This window comes from Pedobacter kyungheensis (assembly GCF_000812965.1).
Classification (GTDB): domain Bacteria; phylum Bacteroidota; class Bacteroidia; order Sphingobacteriales; family Sphingobacteriaceae; genus Pedobacter; species Pedobacter kyungheensis.
Genome location: NZ_JSYN01000018.1, coordinates 54,475 through 79,613, shown reverse-complemented (window position 1 = coordinate 79,613; position 25,139 = coordinate 54,475). Strand labels below are relative to the sequence as shown.

22 protein-coding genes are annotated in these 25,139 nt (G+C 40.2%); 9 read left to right on the top strand and 13 right to left on the bottom strand.

The annotated features are described in order from the left end of the window. Window positions 1–138: 138 nt before the first annotated feature. The 6 genes from OC25_RS15515 to OC25_RS15490 all read right to left on the bottom strand — a co-directional run bounded on the left by OC25_RS15515 (window position 139) and on the right by OC25_RS15490 (window position 5,112). The gene (locus OC25_RS15515) at window positions 139–1,395 is read right to left on the bottom strand and encodes a putative DNA modification/repair radical SAM protein (RefSeq protein ID WP_039477781.1); all 1,257 of its coding nucleotides are present in this window, start codon (window positions 1,393–1,395) and stop codon (window positions 139–141) included. Window positions 1,396–1,493: 98 nt separating this feature from the next. Continuing rightward, window positions 1,494–2,021 carry a hypothetical protein gene (locus tag OC25_RS15510; RefSeq protein ID WP_039477779.1) on the bottom strand — a complete coding sequence of 176 codons (528 nt, stop codon included), beginning with the start codon at window positions 2,019–2,021 and terminating at the stop codon, window positions 1,494–1,496. A gap of 71 nt (window positions 2,022–2,092) precedes the next feature. Then, window positions 2,093–2,737: an HD domain-containing protein gene (locus OC25_RS15505; protein WP_039477777.1), complete on the bottom strand. Its 645-nt coding sequence runs from the start codon at window positions 2,735–2,737 to the stop codon at window positions 2,093–2,095. Window positions 2,738–2,808: 71 nt separating this feature from the next. Beyond that, on the bottom strand, window positions 2,809–3,087 hold the full coding sequence (locus OC25_RS15500) for a helix-turn-helix domain-containing protein (protein WP_039477774.1): 279 nt from the start codon (window positions 3,085–3,087) through the stop codon (window positions 2,809–2,811). Between the two features lie 284 nt (window positions 3,088–3,371). Continuing rightward, window positions 3,372–3,866 (bottom strand): hypothetical protein, encoded by a 495-nt coding sequence (locus OC25_RS26970; RefSeq protein WP_052266239.1) that lies wholly within the window; start codon window positions 3,864–3,866, stop codon window positions 3,372–3,374. 67 nt (window positions 3,867–3,933) lie between these two features. Further along, window positions 3,934–5,112 (bottom strand): THUMP domain-containing class I SAM-dependent RNA methyltransferase, encoded by a 1,179-nt coding sequence (locus OC25_RS15490; RefSeq protein WP_039477937.1) that lies wholly within the window; start codon window positions 5,110–5,112, stop codon window positions 3,934–3,936. A 71-nt stretch (window positions 5,113–5,183) separates the two neighbouring features. Between OC25_RS15490 and OC25_RS15485 the strand changes: the two genes are divergently transcribed. From OC25_RS15485 to OC25_RS15475, 3 genes are all read left to right on the top strand, one after another. Next, entirely contained in the window at window positions 5,184–5,549 is a 366-nt protein-coding gene (locus tag OC25_RS15485; RefSeq protein ID WP_039477771.1) for a DUF3127 domain-containing protein, read from the top strand. A 254-nt stretch (window positions 5,550–5,803) separates the two neighbouring features. Then, window positions 5,804–7,624, top strand: coding sequence for a sensor histidine kinase (locus OC25_RS15480; protein WP_039477767.1), 1,821 nt, complete (start codon window positions 5,804–5,806; stop codon window positions 7,622–7,624). A gap of 177 nt (window positions 7,625–7,801) precedes the next feature. After that, window positions 7,802–8,497 carry a response regulator transcription factor gene (locus tag OC25_RS15475; protein WP_209435604.1) on the top strand — a complete coding sequence of 232 codons (696 nt, stop codon included), beginning with the start codon at window positions 7,802–7,804 and terminating at the stop codon, window positions 8,495–8,497. A gap of 66 nt (window positions 8,498–8,563) precedes the next feature. On the opposite strand, the gene OC25_RS15470 is transcribed toward OC25_RS15475, so the two are convergent. Both OC25_RS15470 and mqnB read right to left on the bottom strand, forming a co-directional pair. Next, the gene (locus tag OC25_RS15470) at window positions 8,564–9,409 is read right to left on the bottom strand and encodes a menaquinone biosynthesis family protein (protein ID WP_039477764.1); all 846 of its coding nucleotides are present in this window, start codon (window positions 9,407–9,409) and stop codon (window positions 8,564–8,566) included. Between the two features lie 40 nt (window positions 9,410–9,449). Next, window positions 9,450–10,073 carry a futalosine hydrolase gene (gene mqnB, locus OC25_RS15465; protein ID WP_039477761.1) on the bottom strand — a complete coding sequence of 208 codons (624 nt, stop codon included), beginning with the start codon at window positions 10,071–10,073 and terminating at the stop codon, window positions 9,450–9,452. 110 nt (window positions 10,074–10,183) lie between these two features. Between mqnB and OC25_RS15460 the strand changes: the two genes are divergently transcribed. The 4 genes from OC25_RS15460 (at window position 10,184) to OC25_RS15445 (ending at window position 16,029) form a co-directional block, all read left to right on the top strand. Next, complete coding sequence (locus OC25_RS15460) at window positions 10,184–10,594, top strand: 6-pyruvoyl trahydropterin synthase family protein (protein ID WP_039477758.1); 411 nt, start codon at window positions 10,184–10,186, stop codon at window positions 10,592–10,594. A gap of 12 nt (window positions 10,595–10,606) precedes the next feature. Then, a complete protein-coding gene (gene folE, locus OC25_RS15455) occupies window positions 10,607–11,242 on the top strand; it encodes a GTP cyclohydrolase I FolE (RefSeq protein ID WP_039477756.1) in 636 nt (211 codons plus the stop codon). Window positions 11,243–11,325: 83 nt separating this feature from the next. Continuing rightward, window positions 11,326–12,207 carry an ACP S-malonyltransferase gene (fabD, locus tag OC25_RS15450; RefSeq protein WP_039477754.1) on the top strand — a complete coding sequence of 294 codons (882 nt, stop codon included), beginning with the start codon at window positions 11,326–11,328 and terminating at the stop codon, window positions 12,205–12,207. A gap of 90 nt (window positions 12,208–12,297) precedes the next feature. Next, a complete protein-coding gene (locus OC25_RS15445; protein ID WP_039477751.1) occupies window positions 12,298–16,029 on the top strand; it encodes a sensor histidine kinase in 3,732 nt (1,243 codons plus the stop codon). 31 nt (window positions 16,030–16,060) lie between these two features. Here the strand turns inward: OC25_RS15445 and OC25_RS15440 are convergent, their stop codons facing one another. Then, the gene (locus tag OC25_RS15440; RefSeq protein WP_039477748.1) at window positions 16,061–16,963 is read right to left on the bottom strand and encodes a coiled-coil domain-containing protein; all 903 of its coding nucleotides are present in this window, start codon (window positions 16,961–16,963) and stop codon (window positions 16,061–16,063) included. 207 nt (window positions 16,964–17,170) lie between these two features. On the opposite strand from OC25_RS15440, the gene OC25_RS15435 reads away from it, so the two are divergent. After that, on the top strand, window positions 17,171–18,715 hold the full coding sequence (locus OC25_RS15435; RefSeq protein WP_039477741.1) for a glycoside hydrolase family 10-like protein: 1,545 nt from the start codon (window positions 17,171–17,173) through the stop codon (window positions 18,713–18,715). Between the two features lie 3 nt (window positions 18,716–18,718). Here OC25_RS15435 and OC25_RS15430 read toward each other — a convergent pair whose 3' ends face one another. From OC25_RS15430 to nagB, 4 genes are all read right to left on the bottom strand, one after another. Next, window positions 18,719–19,741 carry a LacI family DNA-binding transcriptional regulator gene (locus tag OC25_RS15430; protein ID WP_039477740.1) on the bottom strand — a complete coding sequence of 341 codons (1,023 nt, stop codon included), beginning with the start codon at window positions 19,739–19,741 and terminating at the stop codon, window positions 18,719–18,721. A gap of 42 nt (window positions 19,742–19,783) precedes the next feature. Continuing rightward, entirely contained in the window at window positions 19,784–20,944 is a 1,161-nt protein-coding gene (locus OC25_RS15425; protein WP_039477737.1) for an acyltransferase family protein, read from the bottom strand. A gap of 131 nt (window positions 20,945–21,075) precedes the next feature. Next, on the bottom strand, window positions 21,076–21,591 hold the full coding sequence (locus tag OC25_RS15420) for a transposase (protein WP_039477736.1): 516 nt from the start codon (window positions 21,589–21,591) through the stop codon (window positions 21,076–21,078). Window positions 21,592–21,763: 172 nt separating this feature from the next. Continuing rightward, a complete protein-coding gene (nagB, locus tag OC25_RS15415; RefSeq protein WP_039477733.1) occupies window positions 21,764–23,689 on the bottom strand; it encodes a glucosamine-6-phosphate deaminase in 1,926 nt (641 codons plus the stop codon). Between the two features lie 151 nt (window positions 23,690–23,840). On the opposite strand from nagB, the gene OC25_RS15410 reads away from it, so the two are divergent. After that, complete coding sequence (locus OC25_RS15410; RefSeq protein ID WP_039477730.1) at window positions 23,841–25,037, top strand: anhydro-N-acetylmuramic acid kinase; 1,197 nt, start codon at window positions 23,841–23,843, stop codon at window positions 25,035–25,037. The last annotated feature ends 102 nt before the right edge of the window (window positions 25,038–25,139 follow it).

Sequence of the window (25,139 nt, the reverse complement as noted above, 5' to 3'; positions counted from 1 at the left end):
TGTTTTTTATATTAAAGAATGTCGTCATTGCGAAGCCAGTTTTTCATTGGCTAAAGCAATATTTTTAGAAAGATTGGCTGTCGATAAAAAGATTGCTTCGTCGGCTGAAAAGCCTCCTCGCAATGACGATAATGGGATTTAAAACAAAAGCATCTGGTTATTATCTGTTTTTAAATATTTACTCTTGCTTTCGGCCAGGATAAAAGCCTTAATCTGCGTGCCCTGGTAATCTTTTAACTGATAGGGGCTATCGGCACAAATAATAAAATGTTTGGCTTTATTGTAGGCGATGCCTATTTTTTTCAATTGGTCTATCCTCAGTTTACCAAACTTGCGGGCCTGTACAATTTTTTGTGCAGACATTACGCCAATTCCCGGAATGCGCAGAATCATCCTGTAATCGGCCTGGTTAATATCTACAGGAAAGTGCTGCATATTGCGAATGGCCCAGCTTAATTTGGGATCGATATCTACATCAAGATTGGGGTTGGCATCGTTTAAAATTTCCTGAACTTTAAAACCGTAAAAACGCATTAGCCAATCGGTTTGGTACAGCCGGTTTTCTCTTAGCAAAGGCGGCTGAGTACCTAAAACAGGCATGCGGCTATCGTTACTAATGGGTATATAGCCCGAATAATAGACCCTTTTTAACGAAAAATTTCTGTAAAAGGCATTGGCGGTATACATAATATCCTTGTCGCTCTCAGGAGTAGCGCCAATAACCATTTGGGTACTTTGTCCCGCTGGCACAAATTTGGGGATGTGTTTAATCAGTTTTTTATCGGCCGAAAATTGTGCTATTTGTTTTTGAACAAAGTCGAGTGGCTTAATTACATCTGCGTGGTTTTTTTCTGGTGCCAGTAATTTCAGCCCGGCTTCGGTTGGCATTTCTAAATTAATGCTCATCCTGTCGGCGTATAATCCGGCTTCTTTAATCAGTTCGTCGCTGGCCCCGGGAATGGTTTTCAGGTGAATGTAGCCATTGTAGTTTTGCTCTAAACGAAGTTTTTTTACCACCAGCAACAGGCGTTCCATGGTAAAATCGGCGTTTTTAAAAATCCCTGAGCTTAAAAACAATCCTTCGATATAATTGCGGCGGTAAAAATTCATGGTCAGGTCTACCACTTCATCCACTGTAAAAGCGGCGCGTTTAATATCGTTGCTTTTGCGCGATACGCAGAACAAACAATCGTAAATGCAGTGGTTGGTTAGCAGGATTTTTAACAATGATACACACCTGCCATCTTCGGTATAGGTATGGCAAATGCCCGAAACATGGCTGTTTCCGAGGCCTTTATTGTCATTTTTTCTTGTGCCGCCGCTCGATGAACAAGAAACATCGTATTTAGCGGCGTCAGCAAGAATATTCAGTTTTTCACGAATTCGGTCAGACATAGGATAGCTTTTTAATGCTAACAAAGATAGTTAAAAGCTAAAAATATTAGTATTTTATCTGTGGTAATCCTATTCTGTTCGGGAATAAAAGGGTTTGATTAAAAACTATTTGAGGGTTGTAATTTACCCGATAAAGGTAGTTGACTGCCGATTTGGTAATTTTTCTGGTAATGGTCCAGTTCTGAAAAAAAACGATCAGCCTCGGCTTCAAGATCTTTTGCCGGGTTGAAATTGGCCACAAAGTTTGGATTTTTAAATTCGATCTGATAATAATAACCGCCGTTGTTGTTATCGAGCATTTCGGTAACACGGCTAACATTCTCCCAGCCCGAAAAAAAGTCAGTTCTGCGGTACAATAAAGAAGTGCTTTTTAATTTAAAACCGATGCCATCGTCGCCAATTAGCACTTCGCTGTGTACAAATATCTGTGTTTTAGCTACCCAGAAAAGCATCAGCGCCATCGAGATAATAGATAAAGAAACGAACATTAGCATCATCGCTTCTGAAAGTGAAGTGAATAAACCAAAAATGCAGTACATTACCAGTGAAATGAACAGCAATGGGGAGCCGATCATCGCGATTAGCATCACATTATTTTTGTGATATTTTAGTTTATAGGCATGCATGGCATTAATTTTTGTAAAGTTAAGACCCTGTGTATGCCTGTGAAATACTTAGTTCTAGGTATTTTTGGTGATTACTTACCCGACCATTCTTTATAAAAGTGTTCTAAATAAAGCAGCATAAAATTGTGTCGCTCTGTAGCCATTATCTTACCGGTTTCGGTATTCATCATATCTTTGAGGAGCAAAAGCTTTTCGTAAAAGTGGTTGATGGTTGGGGCTGTTGTATTTTTATAACTTTCTTTGGTCAGATGTGTTTCGGGCTGGATTGCCGGATCGTAGAGCACTCTGTTTTTAAACCCACCATAAGTAAAAGCCCTCGCAATGCCAATAGCGCCAATGGCATCCAGCCTATCGGCATCCTGTACAATCTGCATTTCCTTCGAGGTGAAGCTGCCGGCATCAAAGCTGTTTTTAAACGACATATTTTGGATAATCAGTTTAACATGGGCAATGATTTCGGGATCAACAGCAATGGATTCGAGGAAAGCCGCCGCTATATTTGGCCCTAATTCTTCGTCGCCATGGTTAAACTTGGGGTCGGCAATGTCGTGAAGCAAAGCGGCAAAAGCAACTACAAGTGGGTTGCCATTTTCTTGCTCATTGATGGTTTTTGCGGTTTCAAAAACCCTTTCAATGTGGAACCAGTCGTGTCCCGCTTCGGCATTTGCTAAAGTTTTTTTTACAAAATCGATGGTTTTCTGGATAGGTTCCTGCATTGTGCTAAATTTTTCCAAAGGTATTGGAATTATTTGGCGGGGAAAATAAATGATATCAACACGGCGCTCAGCTAGCTTACTGCTGCCCGGCGCTCGTCATCCGCAATAATTTTGATCAAATCGTTATGATTAAGCGTTAGCAGGTGCGATACCTCTACTTCTAAAATCGTGGCAATCTGAAACAGACGATCGATAGTGAGCTTGCTGTAGCCAAGTTCTATTTTACTGTAAGCGTTTTGCGATATTTTGAGTTTTGCAGCCAGGTAATCCTGAGTATAGTCTCTGTATTCTCTAATCTTTCTGATATTCCCGGCAACATTTTTTGTCTTTAATGCCAATGTGTTTTCCATAAAAAGGTATTAATTTTTAACGTTTTCTCTACTTATTTACGAAAGTTATAGGCCTATAGTTTTTTTAAACTGATTATTTAGCACTATTAGGAATTACGTGAGCCTGAGAGACAACTTATTACTGCAACAATTGGATTTTGAAAAAGTTTTGAGCAGCCTGCGGCGCTGATAACGAGGTAACCAGGTTGAGGGGAGGAGCTGAGGCGTTATGGAGATTTGGATCTAACCAGGGTTTGTGAGCCTGATTTAAAAGATTCTGGGCGTAATGTTTGTTGAAATGGAGGTTAGTAAAGGCCCCAGTCGTCTTCAAATTCGTCTTTTTCGAAATATTTTACCCACTCAATAAACAGTAAGCGAAATTTTTCGATTTCGGCCAGTACAATGTCTTTATACTCGGGCGTGCAAATCCCAAACATATCGGCAGCCCTTACCTGGGTTTCGAGCTCGCGACAATTGGTTCTGATAATGGAAGCATTTTCCATGCGTAAAATATACATATCTGCACCTTCAGCACCCACAATTTTGGGGCATAGCATCAGTGCATTCTGCATAATTAAGTTGGCAGTTAGTTCTGCCATTTCGCCTTCCAGTGTTTCGCAGAAGAGGGCAGCATATTTATATACCGCCCTGGCCTGATTATATAAGTTCTTAGCCCTGGATACTTTTAACCTTACTTTTTCGGCGTCATCGGACGATAGGTTTTCTTCATCCTCATCATCCCGGCCAAAGCGGCTAAAATGCTCCCATTCGGGCATATGGTCCATGTCATCGAATTCCATATTCTTCAAAATTGGTTACGTTATGGAACGTAAGAGCGTGTAATATATTAAATTTCAATGAAAAAGACTAGTCTTCTGTTTTTGCGATTCTTCTCGAGCCATCGTACAACTCGTACTCCAACAGCCTGCAGTCTAATTTACCATTATAAAATTCAATTTTTTTAGCAGCTTTTAAGCCTATTTTTTTAGCAAGATCGGGATTTCCGGTGAAAATATAGCCAGAATAGCCTTTACATTTTGTTTTCATGAAATCGCCCATGCGCTTATAAGTAAGTTCCAGTTTACTGTGCACACCTAAACGCTCGCCATACTCGGGGTTAAAAACCACTGCACCTTTGCCATCTTCGGGTACTGGCGTTAGCTCAAAATCGCATACCTCGAACTCGATTAAGCCATCAACTCCGGCGGTTTTTGCGTTTCTGCGTGTTACCTCAACTGCATCTTCAGAAAGATCGGAAGCTACAATTTTAAGCTCAATATTTTTAATTACCTGCTCTTTTAATATCCTGCGCTCTGCAAAAAATACTTCTTCGTTATAACCCAGAATGTGCATAAAGGCATAATTCATGCGGTATAATCCCGGTGCGCGGTTTGTGGCAATCAGTGCCGCTTCGATGGCTAAAGTACCCGAACCACACATCGGATTAATAAAAGGCGATTTTTTATCCCAGTTGGTGGCATAAATTACACCTGCAGCCAGTGCTTCGAGCATAGGTGCTTTACCTGGTATTTTGCGGTAACCATGTTTGGCCAGCGTTTCGCCCGAGGTATCGATAAAAACATTGGCTTCAGCATCTTTCCAGTATAAATGTACCACCGCTTTATTTACATCAGAGCCTGAATTGGGACGAATGCCTTTTTTCTCTTTCAAACGGTCTACAATCGCATCCTTTACTTTCAGGTTGGCAAAAAGCGGTGTAGTTATATTCGGGTTATCCACATTTGAGGTAACAGAGAAATAACCTGAAAAATCAATCAGTTCTTCCCACTCAATTGCTTTAATTTCTTTGTATAAATCGTCGGGGGTATTCGCTTTAAAATTTTTAATTGAGTATAAGATCTGACTGGCGCAACGCAAGTTCAAATTCAGCTTTATACACTCTGTAACGGTTATATTAAGCTCAACGCCAGTAGCGAAAGCTCTTTCGATAGTGTAACCTAAAGCCTTAACTTCTTCTTGTAAATAAGGCGAAAGGCGCTTGTTGCAGGTAATAATTACCTTGCTTTTATTGTGGAAAACTTGCATCATAATATATGCGAAGTTATCAATAAAATTATAGAGATTTGATGTTTATAAGTACATTATTAGTATTGGTTATGGAAATTAAAGGAAAAGTACACGAAGTAGGTGCCACACAACAAGTAAGCGAAACGTTTAAAAAACGTGATTTAATAGTAGAATACGCAGAAAATCCAACATATCCTGAATATATCCGTTTTGAGGCTTTGCAAGATAAAACTGCATTATTAGATACATTTAAAACAGGCGATGAAGTTGAGGTTTTCTTTAATTTACGTGGCCGTCCCTGGACAGATAAAACAGGTAAAACATCATATTTTAACAGTTTGGTGATTTGGCGTATCAATGCCGTTGCAGGTGCTCCGGCAGCAGGTGCCCCAGCTTATGCAGCCCCGGTTGATGTAAGTAACGCACCAGGTGAGGATGATGATCTGCCTTTCTAAATAAAGAATCTTTTTTAAGCAAACAATTTTGAACCATGCCGGGGCTTTTGCCCCGGCATTTTTTTTTACCCGCGCCAGACTTCCGAAGTTTTACCCGGCCTGGGCATGGGAAACCTCGGAAGTCTCCGATGTTCAGCGCTGTTAAAATATGTTAAAAACAAGCATTTAGCACTGTTTATCAGTATTTTTGATAAACTGTTGGGGTTTAAACAGCCCTTTTCTGGTTTTTTTAGTCCCGGTTACGAAACTTATTCATGAAGAAAAGAAGTTTTTGGTTAATTACTGTTTTAATGACAGTGGCTTTGCTCGGCGTATTTGTAATGCAGTTGTATTACATCAGGGAGTCGTATAAGCTAAAGTCACAGCTTTTTGATGAACAGGTAAACCAGACGCTTTCTACCGTGGTGAATAAAATTCAGCGCAGAAATGTTGCCGATCACCTAAATAGGAAAGATGCCGAAAATAAGCTGAAACAAATTCAGGATTCGAGGCAACGTGCGCTGGATATTAAAGATTTGAGGCAGCAATATGTGCAGGAAGCCGAATTGCGGCAGGCCGAAAGGGAAAATCAGATTGAAACTTACCTCAACCAGCAGGATAGTATCATCAGGGTATCATACCGGGCACCAAATGTAATTTCTGAAAGGGAATACACCTCTTTAACCTCGAAAAACGGCGATAAGCTGGATTTGCAGATGGATGCCTATATTGATATCAAAAGCCTGATATTAAAGGGTTACAGTATGCGAAGTAAGCCTTTTTCTGCTCCTCCAAAGACATTTGAATTTAAAAGCCTGCAAAATTTACCCGATACCCTGAGGTATCTGGTTTTCGATCCGAGAGATGGTAGCCCGGGCTTTGCCAATGTACCTAAAATCCCGACGGATTTAGATAAGAAATTTAAGCGCGATGATGAGATCGCCAAGAAAAAGCTCGAACTGAAAATTGCTGCTTTAGGAAAAGATACCTTTTCTTACAATCGCTTAAGCATGGTAGAAGATGTATCGAAAGAATTGCAGGAAACCAATGTTCCGATTTATAAGCGCATTAATTTCGACTCGCTGGGTAGCATACTACGGGCAGAACTTTTGGCTAATAATATTACTTTGGCGCCATCTTATCGTGTTTCTTTGGCCAAAAAAGATTCGACCATCTTCATGATGGCAGCTAATGTTAAAGGCGAGTTTTTACCCGGTAATACCTACAAAATACCCTTATTTGGCAATGATATTTTTCGCGATCCGGGAATGCTCTTTGTCAGTTTCCCCGATAAAAGCTCGGCAATTGTTGCTAACTTAAGCGCAACGCTGGCTTCTTCGGTAGGTTTGTTACTGGTGCTGGTTTTTATTTTTTCTTATACGCTATATGCGATTTTAAAACAAAAGAAAATATCGGAGATGAAAACCGATTTCATCAACAACATGACCCACGAGTTTAAAACGCCTGTAGCTACCATCATGATTGCCAGCGAGGCCTTAAAAGACCCCGAGGTAACCGAAGATAAAGCAAGGCTTAAGAGATTGGCAGGCATCATATACGATGAGAATGTGCGGTTGGGCAGCCATATTGAAAGGGTGTTAAGTATTGCCAGGTTAGAAAAAGGCGAGCTTAATATGGAGAACGCCGAGGTAGATATGAACGATCTGATTATGATTGTTCTGGATAGTATGGAGTTGCAGCTGCAGAAAAGAAATGCCGTTATAACCGTAAATACCAATGCCGAAAATGCTGTTGTTTTTGGCGATGAGCTGCATTTATCGAACGTAATTTACAACCTGATCGATAATGCCAATAAATACAGCACCGATATCCCTGAAATAACCATTACCACCCGCAATACCAGTAAGCATTTAATTATCGAAATTGCAGATAAAGGTATAGGGATGACCAAAGAACAGGCCAGGCGCATTTTCGATCAGTTTTACAGGGTGCCTACAGGTAACCTGCATGATGTAAAGGGCTTTGGTTTGGGACTGAATTACGTTCAGGATATCATTAAAAAATTAAATGGAACCGTTAAAGTAAGTAGCGAAAAAGATAAAGGAACTACATTCGAAATATCTTTACCTTTATAATGCTGTTAACCATCGGCACAAAAGCTGGCTTTATCGATACATTAAAATTTAACAGGTTTAATTTGCTTAATATAGTAGCGTATTAATTTAAAGTTACGTATAAATTAAACCGTTATGCAGATTACGAATCAAACTTTCAGTGTAGGTAACGCTACATATGTGAATAAAATTAAGAACATGAAGAAAATACTTCTGGTAGAGGACGATCCAAACTTAGGTTTATTATTGCAGGACTATTTACAGCTAAAGGGTAAATTTGATGTAGTACTGTGCACTGACGGTGAAGAAGGGTTGCGGGCTTTTGGTAAGCAAAACTTCGATTTGTGCATTTTAGATGTAATGATGCCTAAAAAGGATGGGTTTACTTTGGGTAAAGACATCAGAAAGGCAAATGCACACGTACCCATTATTTTTGCAACGGCTAAAACCATGCTCGAAGATAAAGCTGCGGCCTACGATTTGGGTGGAGATGATTACATTACCAAACCTTTCCGCATTGAAGAGCTTTTGCTTCGCATAAACGCCATGTTTAAACGTGTGGCTAATAAAGCTGAGAGTAACGACGAATCCGCAGAAACGCAGTTTTCTATTGGCCAGTATCATTTCGATTATACCACGCAGATTATTACCAATAACGATGTTCAGCAGAAACTTTCTACCAAAGAGGCAGAGTTGCTGCGTTTGTTATGCCTGAAAAAGAATACCGTATTAACCCGCGAAGAAGCTTTACTTAGCATCTGGCACGACGATAACTACTTTAACGGCCGCAGTATGGATGTGTTTTTAAGTAAACTGCGCAAATACCTGCGCGCTGATCCGGCTGTTGAAATTATCAATGTGCACGGAAAAGGCTATAAATTACTCGTTAATTAAATGCAGTTTTAATGTTGTAAGGTTGGAATGTTCAGGTCGAACTTTCCAACATTTCAATCTTCCAGCCTATAAATATAAGTTTTCTTGAATGGCTGGAATAATACCTCTTTCCTGAGCCAGTTTAAATAAGGTATCAACCGCTTTACGGCCTTCTTCGCCCAGGTTAATACTATATTTGTTTACGTAAAGTTCAATGTGCTTGTACATTACGCTTTCGTCCATGGCCTGCGCATGCTGGCGAATAAAATCAATACTCGATTTTGGATGCGCAAAGGCGTATTCAACCGACTGCCTGATTAAGCGGTTAACTTTTAATTGTACCTCGCGGTCGAGATTACGGTTAATTACAATACCACCCAAAGGAATTGCACAACCGGTTAGTTTTTCCCAGTAATCGCCAAGGTCTACAATTTTATTTAAGCCTTTATCCTGGTAAGTAAACCGGTTTTCGTGTATAATCAGGCCTAAATCAATCTTTTCTTCCAGTAAAGCCGATTCGATTTCAGAAAATACCAGTTCCTGCTTGTTCTGCAATTCAGGATAGGCAATACCCAGCAGAAAATTTGCCGTGGTGTATTTGCCCGGTATACCGACTTTCAGTCCGGAGTTCGGAGTCCGGAGTTCGGTGGCTTCGCTATCAAAATCATTCTTGCTGATCAACAACGGTCCAACACCAAAGCCAAGGGCGCTACCTGCATCGAGCAGGGCATATTGGTTAGCTACATAAGCAAAAGCATGAAAACTTAATTTGGTAATATTTAATTCGCCCCGCAGTGCTTTCTGGTTCAGTGTTTCAACATCATCGTAATAAACCTCAAATTCTAAACCTTCAGTATCAATTTTATGGTGAATTAATGCGTCGAAAATAAAAGTATCGTTAGGGCAGGGCGAAAAGCCAAGGGTAAGTTTCATAGCTCAAAATTAACTACTGCGGTAAATTAATCCGTCATGCTCAGTTCATTTCTCCAATAAAAGCAATGGCCCAGTCGTTCAGGTTTTTAATAGAAAGTCCTATTTTCCAGTTGTCTTTGTTTCGGGGCTCTACATAGTTAGATACACTTCTTATTTGCAGGCAATCAATATGAAACTGTTTGCAGGCATAAAAAACAGCTGCGCCTTCCATACTTTCGGTTGTGGGGTTTAGCCTTTTAACCAGGTTTTTAATGCTTTTTTCGCTTCCGGTTACACAATTCATGGTAATGCCTTTTGCCAGGGGTAAATCTATTTTATGCTGGCTGCGAGCGGTGTAATGGTTATCGCCGAAGCCCAGGTCGGTAATGGTTAAAAAATCGTCGCCATTCTCGGCGCCCAATTCGGCAAAGGTATCTTCGGTAATGTTTAATACCGTACCCAGGGCAATATTACGGTCAAAAGAGCCTGCAATACCGAAATTTACCACCAGGTTATATTTATGCGAGAGGTGCCTGCCCAAAGCAAAGGCTGTTGCTACCATGCCTACTCCGGTAATCAGCAGATCAAAATTTTTGCTTTCCACAAAATCGCCTTCCGGCAGGTTGAAATGTTGATAAAAGAAAGAAAGTTCGGCCTTTGTGGCTGCAACAACTAAAGTTTTCATAAAGTAAAGTTAGCAGATTGTTTCATTAAAGTTTTAGTTTTATGTAAGCTTTGGTCTTTAGTCTTTAAGCTTAAACCTTTATCTGTATATTTGCGGTTTATTTTATAGTAATGATTTACATAACGAGAAAAGCATCATTTAACGCAGCGCATAAGCTGGCCCGAACCGATTGGGATGATGATAAAAATAGTGAGGTTTATGGCAAATGCGCCAATCCAAACTGGCACGGCCATAACTATTGGTTATACGTTACCGTTAAAGGCGAAGTTAACCCCGAAACTGGTTTCCTTGTCGACCTGAAATGGTTAAAAGATGTAATGAATAATTATGTTGTAGATAAGGTAGATCATAAAAACCTGAACCTTGATGTCGATTTTATGAAAGGCAAACTGGCCTCGACCGAAAATCTGGCTATCGAAATCTGGAAACAGTTGTGGGCACCAATTGCAGAAAGTGGTGCAATTTTACATTGCGTAAAAATCTACGAAACTGAAAACAATTATGTTGAATATTTTGGCTAAAAACCTACATTAATGAGCGATAAAGACGTATTAAAAGGCGAGTCGATAGATGGGTATGTAAAAATAGACCGTTATAACGATGATAAAATAGAAGCCGTAGCTACACACTACAAAGATATTTTAGGGCAATTGGGAGAAAACCCGGAGCGCGAAGGTTTATTAAAAACCCCTGAGCGTGTGGCCAAAGCATTACAATATTTAACACATGGTTACGATTTAAAACCTGATGAAATTTTAAAATCGGCTATGTTTGAAGAAGACTATAGCCAAATGGTTGTAGTTAAAGATATTGAAGTATATTCGATGTGCGAACACCACATGTTGCCGTTTTTTGGTAAGGCCCATATTGCCTATATCCCGAACGGACATATTGTGGGTTTAAGCAAAATTCCGCGTGTGGTTGATGCTTTTGCGCGTCGTTTACAGGTACAGGAGCGTTTAACCAACGAAATCAGGGATTGTATCCAAAATACCTTAAACCCGATGGGCGTCGCAGTAGTAATGGAGTGCAGGCACTTATGTATGGCCATGCGTGGTGTACAAAAACAGAATTCGGTAACTACAACCTCGGCCTTTACCGGTACCTTTTTAAGTAACGATAAAACAAGAGCAGAGTTTTTAAGGTTAATTACCGCGAGTTTAGATTAACCCCCTTCCCCCTTGAGGGGGCAGGATTTAACAGTAATAATTTTAACTAAATATTTAATTTCCCCTTTAGGGGATTAAGGGGTATGAAAGCATATATTTTTCCCGGACAGGGCGCACAGTTTGTAGGCATGGGTAAAGACCTTTACGAAAACCCGGAAGCTGCAGCATTATTTGAAAAAGCTAACGAAATTATTGGTTTCCGCATAAGCGATATCATGTTTAGCGGAACTGATGAAGAATTGAAACAAACTAAGGTAACGCAGCCGGCAATCTTTTTGCATTCGGTTATTTTAGCCAAAGTTTTAGGTGCCGGTTTCAAACCTGATATGGTTGCAGGGCACTCTTTAGGCGAATTTTCGGCTTTAGTAGCAGCAAATGCATTAAGCTTTGAAGATGGTTTGAAATTGGTTATTGCACGTGCAAACGCCATGCAGAAAGCCTGCGAGGCACAACCATCAACCATGGCTGCTATTTTAGGTTTGGCTGATGAGGTTGTAGAACAAATTTGTGCAGATATTGATGCCGTTGTAGTGCCGGCCAATTACAACTGCCCGGGGCAGCTGGTAATTTCTGGTAGTATTGAAGGTATTGATCTGGCATGTGCCAAATTAACGGAGGCCGGAGCAAAAAGGGCATTGAAATTAAATGTAGGTGGTGCTTTCCACTCGCCGTTAATGGAGCCGGCAAAAATTGAATTACAGGCAGCTATAGAAGCAACAAACATTGCTGCACCAGTTTGTCCGGTTTACCAAAATGTTGATGCAAAGCCTTACACCGACCCTGCAGAAATAAAAGCCAATTTAATTAAACAATTAACCGGTGCTGTACGTTGGACACAGACGGTAGGCAATATGCTTGCCGATGGTGCAACCGAATTTGTTGAGGTTGGTCCGGGCAATGTATTGCAGGGATTGGTTAAAAAAGTAAGTCGTGAAGTACAAACCAGTAGTGCTGTAATCGCTTAATTTTTATTTCCTTAAAATATAAGTACCAACGCCATAAACCAAAGTTTATGGCGTTGTTTTTTACCAATATTTAAATATCTTTATCCGTAGATGAAACTAAGCTTTGGTGTAAAAATAAGATTTCTATTGCTTGTTTTGGGCTGTTGTCTCATTGCAACTTCCATTTCTTTAAGCCGTTTTACGACCAAAAGCGAATTGCTTGATCATGATGCCAACGAGATTCAGCAAAACCTCTTAGCTAAAGAAAGATCTGTTGAAAGTTTCTTAGCCAATAAGAAAGAGGTTGCCAAAGCCAAACAATTTCATCTAAATCCGCAGGATGCCACCAATTTTATCGAAACCTATCGCAAGCAAAATGGCATTAATTTATTTACCTATCAAAATAATGAGCTTAAATTCTGGAGCACCTATAAAGTTTCAGAAATAGATCCCACTGCTATAAAAGAAGGAAGTTCGGTGCTGTTCTTTTCAAACGGATGGTACGAAGTGATTAAGAGTGTACAGGGTAATTTTAGTTTTATTTTTCTCATCTCCATTCAATCTCAGTATCCTTTTAAAGAAACGCAGTATTTTAAAAACGATATAGACCCGCTGTTATCCAAAACCAGGATTTTAACCTTTGCTTCTTTTACCGATAAAGATGTTTACACGATAAAAAGCCTCGATAATAAATTTCTATTCGGCCTAAAAGTTAAACCCGGCTATGCCGATACCTATTACTCAGGCATTCAGCTTTGGCTTTTTGTGGCTGGAATGCTGTGTATCTGCATGTTTTTTAATTCGCTATGCTCGTTTATTGCAAGGCGCGGACATATTGCCTGGGGTACTTTTTTATTGCTGTTTTTCTTTCTGGCCTTTCGCTTAACTGATCTATATTTCGGCTGGTTTAACCACCGCTTTACATTGGGTCTTTTTGATCCTAAAATTTATGCCGATAGCTTTTTAATGCCCTCACTTGGTGATTTTTTACTCAACGTAATCGCCATTACCTGGTTGCTTTTGTTTATGTACAATCACAAAGCACAATACCAGTTTCCGGGATGGATTAAGCGAAATAAATTTGTCGGTTTGTTTATTCATGCAGCCTTAATGGTGTTTATTGGTAAGATTGTTTGGGATACCGACGATATCTTTTTCGGGCTGATTTTTAATTCGCGCATTAACTTCGATATTGTAAACATTTTAAAACTTAGCGGTACCAGCTGGGTGGGGATTGTAATTTTGTGCCTCGCCTGGTTCCAGATTTATCTCATTACCGTAATTTCGGCAACGGTAAGCAGCCAGTTAAACGTTACCAACAGAGAAAGGATTATTATTTTTCTGATCGGGTTTACAGGCGTGTTTATTTATAAGTTGTTTGTTGATTTCAATGCTTTTTTCATCGTTTTTGCCCTCGTTTTGTTTATCGTAGCCAGAGCGGTGTATTTAAAGGAAAGTAATTTTTCAATTGGCATGTTTGCCATTGTTTTTTTCTGCCTGGCTTTTAATACCTCTATTAAATACACGCGTTTTAAAGACATTAAAGAGCGGAACCTGCGCGAGCCGATGGCGCGGAAAATACAATCTTCAGAAGATCTGAATGCCATTTTAGCCTTGGGCACACTGGGTAATGATATAGCTAAAGACGATTTTCTGGCCCGGTATTTTAATCAAAATAAAACCGCCAATTACGCCGTACTTAAAAATCACCTTAAAGATTATCTCGATGGTTATTTAAGTCGCTATGATTCGCAAATTTATCCGTACGACAGGTTGGGTACGGCAATGGGCAATGCCGATAGTCCGCCAATTGATAAATATAAAAATCTGGTTGAAGCGGGTTCGGTAAAGATTGATGGTTCAAACTTCTTCTATCAGGTAAATAATACTTTTGGCTATCAGGATTATTTTGGAATTATTTCGGTAGTTGATAATGGGAATTTACTCGGTACCCTCATTATCGAGCTCCGGTCCAAGCCTTACAATTACAATAACAGGCTACCTGATCTTTTGAGCGATCAAAAGCAGGCAAAAGACGAAGATTTCAGGGGCTATTCTATTGCCTTTTACAGCAATGATAAACTGCTTAACCAATCTGGTAATTATACTTTCCCTTTAGATGGCAGCGTGTTTAAAGGGAAAAAGGATGATTTTGTTACCCTCAGTGACGATAGCCTGCATTATAGCCACCTCATTTATAAGCCTTCGGCGAGTAAAATGGTAATCATTAGTAAAGCCAAGGTAGATTATGTAGAGCGGTTAGCCGCATTATCTTTCTTTTTTCTGGTGTTTATTATCTTCTCTTTACTGCTTTACGGCTTAATATGGCTGATTAAAAACCTCGATGACGATAAAGTTGGCTGGTTTAGTATTAACCGCTCGTTAATGATCAATGCCAATAAAATTTTATATAAAACACGTATCCAGGTGGTGATTGTGCTCTCGGTAGTGGCCACTTTAGTAATTGTAGGCTGGGTAACCTACTACTACATGGATAAAGAATACCGGGGGCAACAGGATGCCATATTGAAAGATAAGATCAGGAAAGTGCAGCAGAATTTCGAAAAGCAGGTTTTTAGCAATGGAATGATTTCGAACGATGAAAATGCTGCTGCGGATTTTAACAATTTCGCCGATATAAACAATGCCGATCTGAATTTGTATGACCTGAGTGGTAACCTGATCATGACCACCTACCCGAAGCTGTACAGTTATAAAATTATTGGACGAAAAATTGGGCCACTGGCTTATATTGCCTTAAATGGGTTGCACCGTTCGGAGTTTATCAATCTCGACGAGAAAATAGGAAATTTAACTTATGCAGCGGCTTATGCACCGGTAAGGAATGCACAAAACAAAACCATAGCCTACCTGGGTTTGCCCAATTATTCGAACGAAGAGGAGTACAGCGATAAAATAGCGCTTTTTGTAAGTAACCTGATTAATATTTACGCGCTCGTTTTCGTTGCTATCGGGGTACTGGCCATCTTTTTAGCCAACCAGATTACAAGCCCTTTAACCTTTATTCAGGAAAGTATCAGCAGAACAAAAATAGGGCAGCGTAACGAGCCGATTGTTTGGCGCCGCCATGATGAAATTGGATCGTTAATTAAAGAATACAACAGCATGATTGCGGCTTTGGAGGATAGTGCCCTTAAGCTGGCCCGCTCTGAGCGCGAAAGTGCCTGGCGCGAAATGGCCAAACAGGTGGCACACGAAATTAAAAATCCGTTAACCCCGCTCAAACTGGGGGTGCAGCTACTCGAAAAATCATGGAAGGAAAAAGATCCGAACTTTGAACTGAAGTTTAATAAATTCAGCAAATCGTTTATCGAACAGATTGATAGTCTTTCAAAAATCGCTTCAGAATTCTCTAATTTTGCCAAAATGCCCGATACGAACTTAGAACGGCTGTTGCTGCTACCCATTATTGAACAGGCCAGAGAAGTGTTTAAAAGCACCGAGAACGTAACCATCGATGTGATAAACAAAAGCGACCGCGAGATTGAAATCATGGCCGATCACGATCAGCTACTCCGCACGTTTAATAACCTGCTTAAAAATGCCATTGAAGCTATTGATGAAGATACTTTGTGCTGTATAACCATTGTTGTTTATATGGATGCGAAAAGCGCCTATATCGAAATTAAAGATAACGGAAAGGGCATACCTCCATCTTTACAGGATAAGATCTTTGTGCCCAACTTTACCACAAAATCATCGGGTACAGGCTTAGGACTGGCTTTTGTTAAACAGGCCGTAGAAAACGCAGGTGGTGCGGTTAAATTTACTTCGGTAAGCGGTCTTGGAACTACGTTTTATCTGAATTTCCCTTTGGCTTAGCTAAGTATGAGGAAGAAGCGTTAATGTGATTTTACCGAAGTTCTACCTGGGCTTTCCCCATGGTATTGCCATCAGCATATAAGATTACGGTATAAATACCTTTTATAAAGGGCTTTGGGTTTGCCCAGTCGATAACATAGGTGCTATCATCGTTATTGTAATTGATAAAAATAGAGTGGCTGTACTGCATGTCCTGTCCGTCGGCTTCGAAGTGGTTGCCTTCATCAGCCAATAGGTTTCCTGCCGGATCGAACACCCTGAGGTAAATGTTATGATGCCCTTTTTCGGCCAGTTGGTTTGGGATGATGGTAAAGCGTACGCTTAATTTTTCGGCTGTAGACGATCTGGTTACTTCTACTTTCTTTCCGCTCGATTTAGTTCTGAAGGCAATAATTTCGGCCGATTGAAGCTTTAGCACAGCAGCAGTTTTAACTTTTGCATTGAGGTTGCTGTTCTCACTTTCGAGGTTCGACGCTTTGTTGCTGATGTTTCTTAAGGTATTCTCCAGGCTATCGCGGCTGTTCTTTAAAAAGATATTGTCTTTTTGCAGCTGGATAATCTGATCGCTGTAATTCTTAACAAAGGTTTTTAGCTCATTAATTTGCGCATTTGCCTTATCGAGCTCAACCTGGGTAATCTGATTTTTCTCCAGAGCCAGTTTAAGTGCATCGATTTTTTTGCGCGCGTCTTTCTGTTCTTCAACCAGCTTTTCGTTTAAATCTAAATTAAGCGCATTAACCTTATCTAACTCCACTTCAATTTTTTCGACCTCAAGCCGCAATTTGTCCTTCTCCGTACTTACGGTAACAAACCTTTCGCTCTGCTTTCGGTCTTTAAGAAACAAATAAGCATTTGTACCAATTAAAGCCGCTATAACAATTACCAGAAAGTAAATTTTGTTCCTATCACCTTTATTAACTTTTTGTGATTCCATTTTTAATAACGCTGTATCTTCTGTAAATTAATATACTTTTGTTCTCCATAGGTAAATGGGGGTACACAATTAATTTTTAGGAGGCGCAAATTAAAATTTTTAATAAACTTATAAGAGTTTTTAAAAAAAATCGTTTACTTGCTAATGTTCATTTGTACTCAAATCAACACAAACACACAACCTGAATAAAAAAATAAGATAGAAATAATGCTTAAAAACTTCCTATACGCACTTTTATCCTTAACTGTATTACCATATATATTAAATGCACAACCATTATCAAAAATTGCACCAAAAAGGGAGTTTAGAGGGGTATGGGTGGCAACTGTTACCAATATAGACTGGCCTTCCAAGCCCGGTCTCACTGTCGATCAGCAAAAACAGGAACTTATCGGTATTCTTGAACGCCATAAAAGTCAGGGCATGAACGCCATTATTTTGCAGGTAAGGCCGGCTGCGGATGCTTTTTACGCCAAATCGAGAGAACCCTGGAGCCAATGGTTAATGGGTAAACAAGGTCTGGCACCAGCCGCTGGTTACGATCCCCTGGCTTTTGCCATTAAAGAAGCGCATTTCAGAGGAATGGAATTACATGCCTGGTTTAACCCTTACCGGGCCAGCATGAGTAGTACTGCGGTATTGAGCGAGAACCATGCTTATCGCCAGCATCCCGATTGGTTTTTTACTTATGGTGGCAAAAAACAATTCGATCCGGGTATTCCGGAAGTTAGGGAATATATTGTGCAGGTAATTCTGGATGTAGTAAAAGGCTACGATATCGATGGCATCCATTTCGATGATTATTTTTATCCCTACAAGGTAGAAGGTCAAACCATTAACGATGGCAATACTTTTTATAAATACCCCAACAATTTCTCTGATATTAAAGACTGGAGACGGAATAATGTCGATTTGCTGATTAAACAGCTTGATGATAGTATTCACCACTATAAAAAGTGGGTTAAATTCGGCATCAGCCCCTTCGGAATCTGGAAAAATAAAAATGAAGACCCTGAAGGTTCTGCAACCAGTGGTTTATCTAATTATGCCGAACTTTTTGCAGATAGCCGTAAATGGGTAAAAGAGGGCTGGGTAGATTACATTAACCCTCAAATTTATTTTACGTTTACCAGAAGAGTTGCGCCTTATGGTGTTTTGGTTGATTGGTGGAGCAACAATACTTACGGCAGGCATGTTTATATTGGTCAGGGCGCTTACCTGGTAAACTCAAGGGCAGAGGCTGCCTGGAGAAACATGAGCGAAATTCCTAACCAGATCAGGTATCTGAGAGATAATAACCGGATCCAAGGGAGTGTGTTTTTTAGTTCAAAATCTTTAAGTACGGTAGCAAAAGCAGTCGGAGATTCATTAAAAAACGATTTTTATAAGTACCCTGCTTTGCCACCACAAATGCCATGGCTGGATGAAGTACCGCCAAACGAACCACAGGCTTTAACTGCCGATGCCATGAAAGATGGGGTGCACCTGAAATGGCAACTCCCGCTGAAAGCCAAAGACGGAGAAACCGCTTCGGGTTTTGTAGTTTACCGCTTTAACGAGGGCGAGAAAATTTCGGTCCTTGATCCTAAAAACATTGTCAAAATAAGTTTTGAAGATTACCTTTCATTTATTGATACAAGCGTAGAAAGCGGCAAGCGCTACAGCTATCTGGTAACCGCCTTAGACCGCCTAAAAAATGAAAGTGAGCCTAGCGGCCCTGTTGGTGTAGAAGTGCCGCTGGCGAAAGAATAAGGGCTAAAGAGCCTTTTTATTGGTCGATTCTCTTTCTACAACAGTGGGATCGAGCACAATATGTTCCATACCGGAGTAAGGATTTTGCTGGTTAATCATTTTCAGAAACATCTTAGCACATGCTTTGCCAATTTGTGGCGCATGCTGATCAATGGTGGATAGATTAGGGGTGATGTAGGCTGAAAAAGCTTCGTTGGCAAAACCGATAACCCCAATTTCAGGCGGAGTTTCGTCAATTTCTTTCAGCTTTTTAATAACCCCAACGGCTGTAAAATCATCCCCGGCAATAATGGCGTCGGGTTTATTGCGTCCGCGCATTAGTTTACCAGCCCCGAAACGGCCATCTTTGATAGACAAACCTCCAAAAATAATATGCTCTTCTATTAACGGCAGGCCATTGTCTGCAAGTGCTGCTTTGTAACCTTCCAAACGATCGTTAAAAATCTTGATCTGGTGTACTGTGGTTACAAAAGCTATTTTTCTGTAGCCACTATCAATTAAATGTTGTGTAGCAATATAACCCGCCCTAAAATCATCGAGGGTAATGGTGGGTACCTTTAAATCTGCATTTACCCTATCGAATAAAATTAAGGGCTTATTTTGTTTTACAATTTCTGCAAAGTGGCTTACATCTTGTGTTTCTAAAGATAATGAAGCCATAATTCCATCAACCTGTGCTTCTAGTAAAGTTTTTACACCATTTATTTCATTTTCTACTGATTCGTTAGATTGATAGATAATTACACGGTATCCGCTATCTTTTAAGCCATCTTCAATGCAATGGATAATGGAAGCAAAAAAATGAGCCTGTACACTTGGAACAATAACCCCGATAATGTGTGTTTTGCCCGATTTTAATGCCGATGCGAGCTTGTTTGGGCTATAGTTTAATTTCCTGGCCATATCAACCACTGCTTTTCTTGTGGTATCGCTTATGGCCGGAAAGCCACTCAATGCCCTCGAAACGGTAGATACCGTAACATTCAACTCCTTTGCAATGTCGTATATGGTGGTTTTCTTTTTCAAATTTTTGATGGGAGGTCGATTTAATAATAGGTTATAAAAATACTAAACCTTAATAATAATGTTCTTCTTGTACATGAAATATAATAATACATAGAAACCAAGAACATAGGTAATGGCCCAAACCAATGAAGCATTTATCGGGCTAAAAAACGGCGTGTAGCAAGTTTCATAAAACCGAACCAGCAATCCGGTTTTTGTTCCGTCGGGTTTAGTAACCTGTACAAGGTTTAATACCCTGGGCATTAAGCCCGCCAAAAAGAAAACTGTAATGGCATTTACACCATACACCACAAACGGAGTTGTAAATTTCTTGTAGCCCTGCACATCGATAATCCAGTAACATAGCGCAAGGCCTATACTAGCCAATCCCCCGGCATAAAGCACATAAGAGCTTGTCCAAAGTGCTTTGTTAATGGGGAACTGTAAATCCCAAAGCAGGCCAAGTATAACAGCCGTTATACCTGCTGTAAAAAGCCAGGCTACTTTTGTGGCGTTATCTACATCTTTTCGGCGCATCCATACGCCAACAAGAATACCAAACAGGCAAGTGCCAACCGCTGGTAAGGTGCTTAGAATTCCTTCCGGATCCCATGTTTTTGATGAAACCCAGGTGTGCGCTTCAGTTAAAATCCCCCTATCTATCCAGGCGGCCAGATTAGTTTCTTTTTCCAGGTTCGGATAGCCTACGCCGGGCACGGGTATAAAGGTCATTAAAACCCAGTAAACAGCCAGGATAACAATTAATGTTTTAAATATTGTTTTTTCAGAAGCTTTTAGGAAAATGATACTGCTGATGATAAAAACAATGCCAATTCTTTGCAAAACACCTAATAGCCTAACCGTTTGAAAAGCTTCAAGAAGCGTACTTTCGGTGGTGATTGCACTGATGATTTTTCCGAAAATAGCCAAAAAGAACCCTAACAGGTATAGGGTTATGCCCCTCTTAATGGCTTTAACAATGGTTTTTTGATGCGTAGCCGGATTTGCTTTGCTACTACTCATCGCAAAGGCAATTGATACCCCAACAATCCACAGGAAAAACGGGAAGATCAGGTCGGTTGGCGTGCATCCATTCCATTCGGCATGCTCTAAAGGTGCATAAATATGCCCCCAACTACCCGGATTGTTTACTAAAATCATAGCGGCTACCGTTAATCCTCTAAAAAAATCGAGTGAAAGCAATCTTGGTTTAGTTTCGGTCATGGTTAGTTGGTTTGGTTCAGCTAACTAATTTAGAGTATTGTTTTTATAAAGAGAAATAACTTGCTTACGAAGTTTAGCCAGGGGCAGTGTGCGGTAACTTCGTAAGTTTCTTGAGCAGTTCGCTAAGTAGCTCATTTATCGTCAGTCTTATGATTGGTTATAAATGCGGCTAAACCGCCAAACCATTCCAGCACTTCGTTTTTATTGATTGATGTTGGCTCATTAGATAAGTAAGCGCTAAAAGAAGAGTATTTATAGTCCTCCATCTTATTTACCAGTTTTGAAACTGACGGATTTTGATGGATATAGGTTACGATTCTCGTATAATAAGCTTCTGTGTCAACTTTTTTTACTTTATATCTTCCTTGAAATAAACTTCCAACTCTATTATAGGTTTGGTTTATCGCTTTAACATAAGAAATAAATAAATTCTTAATTCCCCTTTCAAATTCAGTTTTATTATTTACCCTGATGAAAAAATGGAAGTGATTTGGCATGAGGCAGTAAGCAAAAACATCTGTCGATGGTAAAACATACTTCTTAAACTGCAATAAAAAGTAATAATAGTTGCGGTTTTCAAAAAAGATTTTGCCTTTATTGTTTCCTCTGTTGTAAACGTGGTAGCAACAACCTTCCTCTATTTTCATATTCTAATAATTTGAATAATCGTTTAGGGATAGCTAATTCTACTGAAAGATAAAAATATTTTTTTATGTTAAAACCTCCGAAGTCTTTCAATGCCCTACCTCTTCAGACTTCGGAGGAAAAAAAATCCTGCTTTGAACTAACAAAGCAGGATTGATATCGATTATACTAAAACTAATCTTCAAATTTCCAGCGTACAAAAGCTTCCATCGCTTCGTATTCTGCAAGACCTAAATCATCGTAAGCCTTAGCTGTTTCGCGGTTACGGTCTTCGGCACGTTGCCAGAATTCTCTCGAGTCATCGCCAGGGAAAACAGCTCTGTCTTTTTGGCTCTGGTGCTTGAAAATAGCATATTTTTTGCGTTCAAGCTCCTGCGGAGAAATTGGAACAGCCATTTCGATTTCGTGTGTTTCGAACTCGTGCCATGCACCACGGTACATCCATAACCAGCAGTCCTGTGCCCAAGCCTCCGTTTTACGCAGGCGCTTTAATGCCGCAAGAATAATGTTGAAACAAACAATGTGCGTGCCATGTGGATCCTCGAAATCGCCGGCAGCATAAACCTGGTGAGGCTTAACTTTCTGCAACAGCTCCATGGTTAATTCGATGTCAGCATCGGTTACCGGGTTTTTCTGTACTTTACCGCTTTCGTAGAAAGGAAGCGCCTGAAAGTGAATGTGATCGTCTTCTAAGCCGCAATATCTTGCTCCGGCAATAGCTTCTCCTTTTCTGATTAAACCTTTAACAGTTTGGATTTCAGGCGTATCTACCTGATTAGGTTTTTTCTGCTCAATAAAGGTTCTCATGTTGTTATAAAGTTCCTTTAAGTGCGAATTATCCATGCCCATTTTCTCTGTAAAATCTACATTGAATTCTACAAAGCGAAGTGCATCATCATCCCAAACGGCAGTGTTACCAGAAGTTTGATAAGCCACATGCACATCGTGTTTCTGATCTACCAAACGGATAAAAGTACCGCCCATCGAAATCACATCATCATCAGGGTGTGGCGAAAAGATAATAACCCTTTTCTTAGCTGGTTCAGCCCTTTCCGGACGTTGAGAATCGTCGGCATTGGGTTTACCACCCGGCCAGCCTGTAATGGTGTGTTGTAATTTATTGAAAATATGGATGTTGATATTGTACACTGGTCCTTTTTCGGTAGCCAGTTGTGCCATACCATTGTTGTTGTAATCGTCTTCAGTTAATTTTAAGATTGGTTTGTTTAAGGTATTTGCCAACCAGATTACTGCTTTACGGATTAAACTATCAGTCCAGATACAATCTTTTACCAGCCATGGGGTATCAAAACGGGTTAAATCTGAAGCTGCAGGAGCATCAAGTATAAATTCAACATGATCTGATAACTGAAGGAAAGTAGCTGGTACTTCGCCAGAAATTTCTCCTTCTACAGCTTTTTTAATGATTGAAGCTTTTTTACGGCTCCAGGCCATTAATATGATTTCTCTTGCTTTGAAAATGGTGCCAATACCCATGGTAATGGCTTTGGTCGGTACAAAACTTTTACCTCCGAAATCGCGTGCAGCATCACGGCGGGTAAGGTCATCAAGTGTAACTAAACGTGTGCCTGAGTTTGGCGCAGAGCCCGGCTCGTTAAAACCGATGTGACCGGTACGGCCAATACCCAGAATCTGGATATCAAGACCACCTAAATCACCAATTTTCTTTTCGTAGTCTAAACAAAACGCCGGAATGTCTTCCAACGCAAGTGTTCCGTCAGGAATGTGAACATTCTTTTTATCGATGTCGATGTGATCGAAAAGGTTCTCGTTCATGAAAGTAACGTAACTCTGTGCCGCAGTTGGCGCCATCGGATAATACTCATCCAGGTTGAACGTAATTACGTTTTTGAAACTTAAACCTTCTTCTTTGTGCAGTCTAACCAGTTCGGCATATACTGCAATTGGAGTAACACCTGTTGCTAAGCCCAGTACTGCAGGTGCGTTGTTTGCTTGTTTTGATTTAATGAGCTCCGCGATGCGGTTTGCTACATTAATGGAAGCAATTTTTGGATTTTCGAACACGCTTACGGGTAGTTTCTCGAAACGTGTCTCCTCCAGTAAATTTAATCTAGCCATTTTTTTTATATGGATTTTAATGTACGGAGCAGTAAATATAGCGAGTTGTGCACAATTTTTAACACAGGATATTTACTTTTATTGCAAGTATTTCTATAAAATTGAGTTAACGGTGCAGACAAACGTTTGTTCGTTTTTATTAAAAACTAGTATGAACACACAGATCCAAAAGTTGTACGATAATGCAGGTAAAACCGAACGCTTAATAATCGGGCTAATGAGTGGCACCTCTATGGATGGGCTCGATATAGCACTCTGCTTAGTTAAACATAGCGGGGCGGATACCGATATAAAAGTACTGGCTTTTAAAACCGGCGATTATACCGATGATTTCAGGGCTAAGATTAAAGCTGTTTTCTCGAAAAAGGAAGTCGATTTGCAATTGGTGTGCCTCATGAATGAGCACATTGCCAATACACATGCCCAATTAATTAACGAGGCCCTGCAAGAGTGGGGATATGATAATGAAAGCATCGACTTTATTGCCAGCCACGGACAAACTATTTTTCATGCCCCAAAATCTTTGCATCAGCTAGATGATTATCCGAACGGAACCTTGCAAATAGGTGATGGCGATCATATAGCGCTTAAAACCGGAATCATTACACTTTCGGATTTCAGGCAGAAACATTTGGCTGCTGGTGGCGAAGGTGCCCCATTAGCGGTTTATGGCGATTACCTGATCTTTTCAAAAGCGGGTGAAGACCGTGTAATGCTAAATATTGGGGGGATCGCAAATTTTACCTACCTGCCAGGAAGTACCGATGCCAGTGCAGTTTTTTCTACAGATGTTGGCCCGGGTAATACGCTGATGGATCAGTACATGCAAAAATACTTTAACCGGTTTTATGATAAACATGCAGCGGTTGGCCTTTCCGGTCAATTAAATGAAAAGCTTTTGCATGCATTATTGGATTGTAGTTTCTTTGAATTAGATTTTCCGAAAACAACTGGTCCGGAACTTTTTAATCTCGAATACCTCAGCCTGGCGCAACAAAAATCTAACACCGCTAACATACTGAAAGAAGACGTAATGGCCACATTATGTCACTTTTCGGCACGCACCATAGCCGATGCCATCAGAAGGTGTTTTGGTCAGGAGGCAAAAGCAATGGTTTACATGAGCGGCGGCGGCATGCACAACCCTTTACTGGTAAAGCTGCTTCGTAACGAACTGCCTTTTTGTAATTTCTTAACAACTGATGATTTGAATATTAATCCCGATGCTAAAGAAGCTGTTTTATTTGCTGTTTTGGCTAACGAAACCCTTTGTGGTAGACCCATAGATTTTGGGAACAGGCAAGGGGTGCCGGCGGTTTGTATGGGCAAAATCAGTTTGCCGGCCTAGCTAAATTTACATTGCCGGTTGATTGTGAATTAGTTTGTGTAGCTGAAAAGTTTGGTTTGTGCAGTATTTTGTTTAATTTGTTTTAAACTAATCTTTCTAACC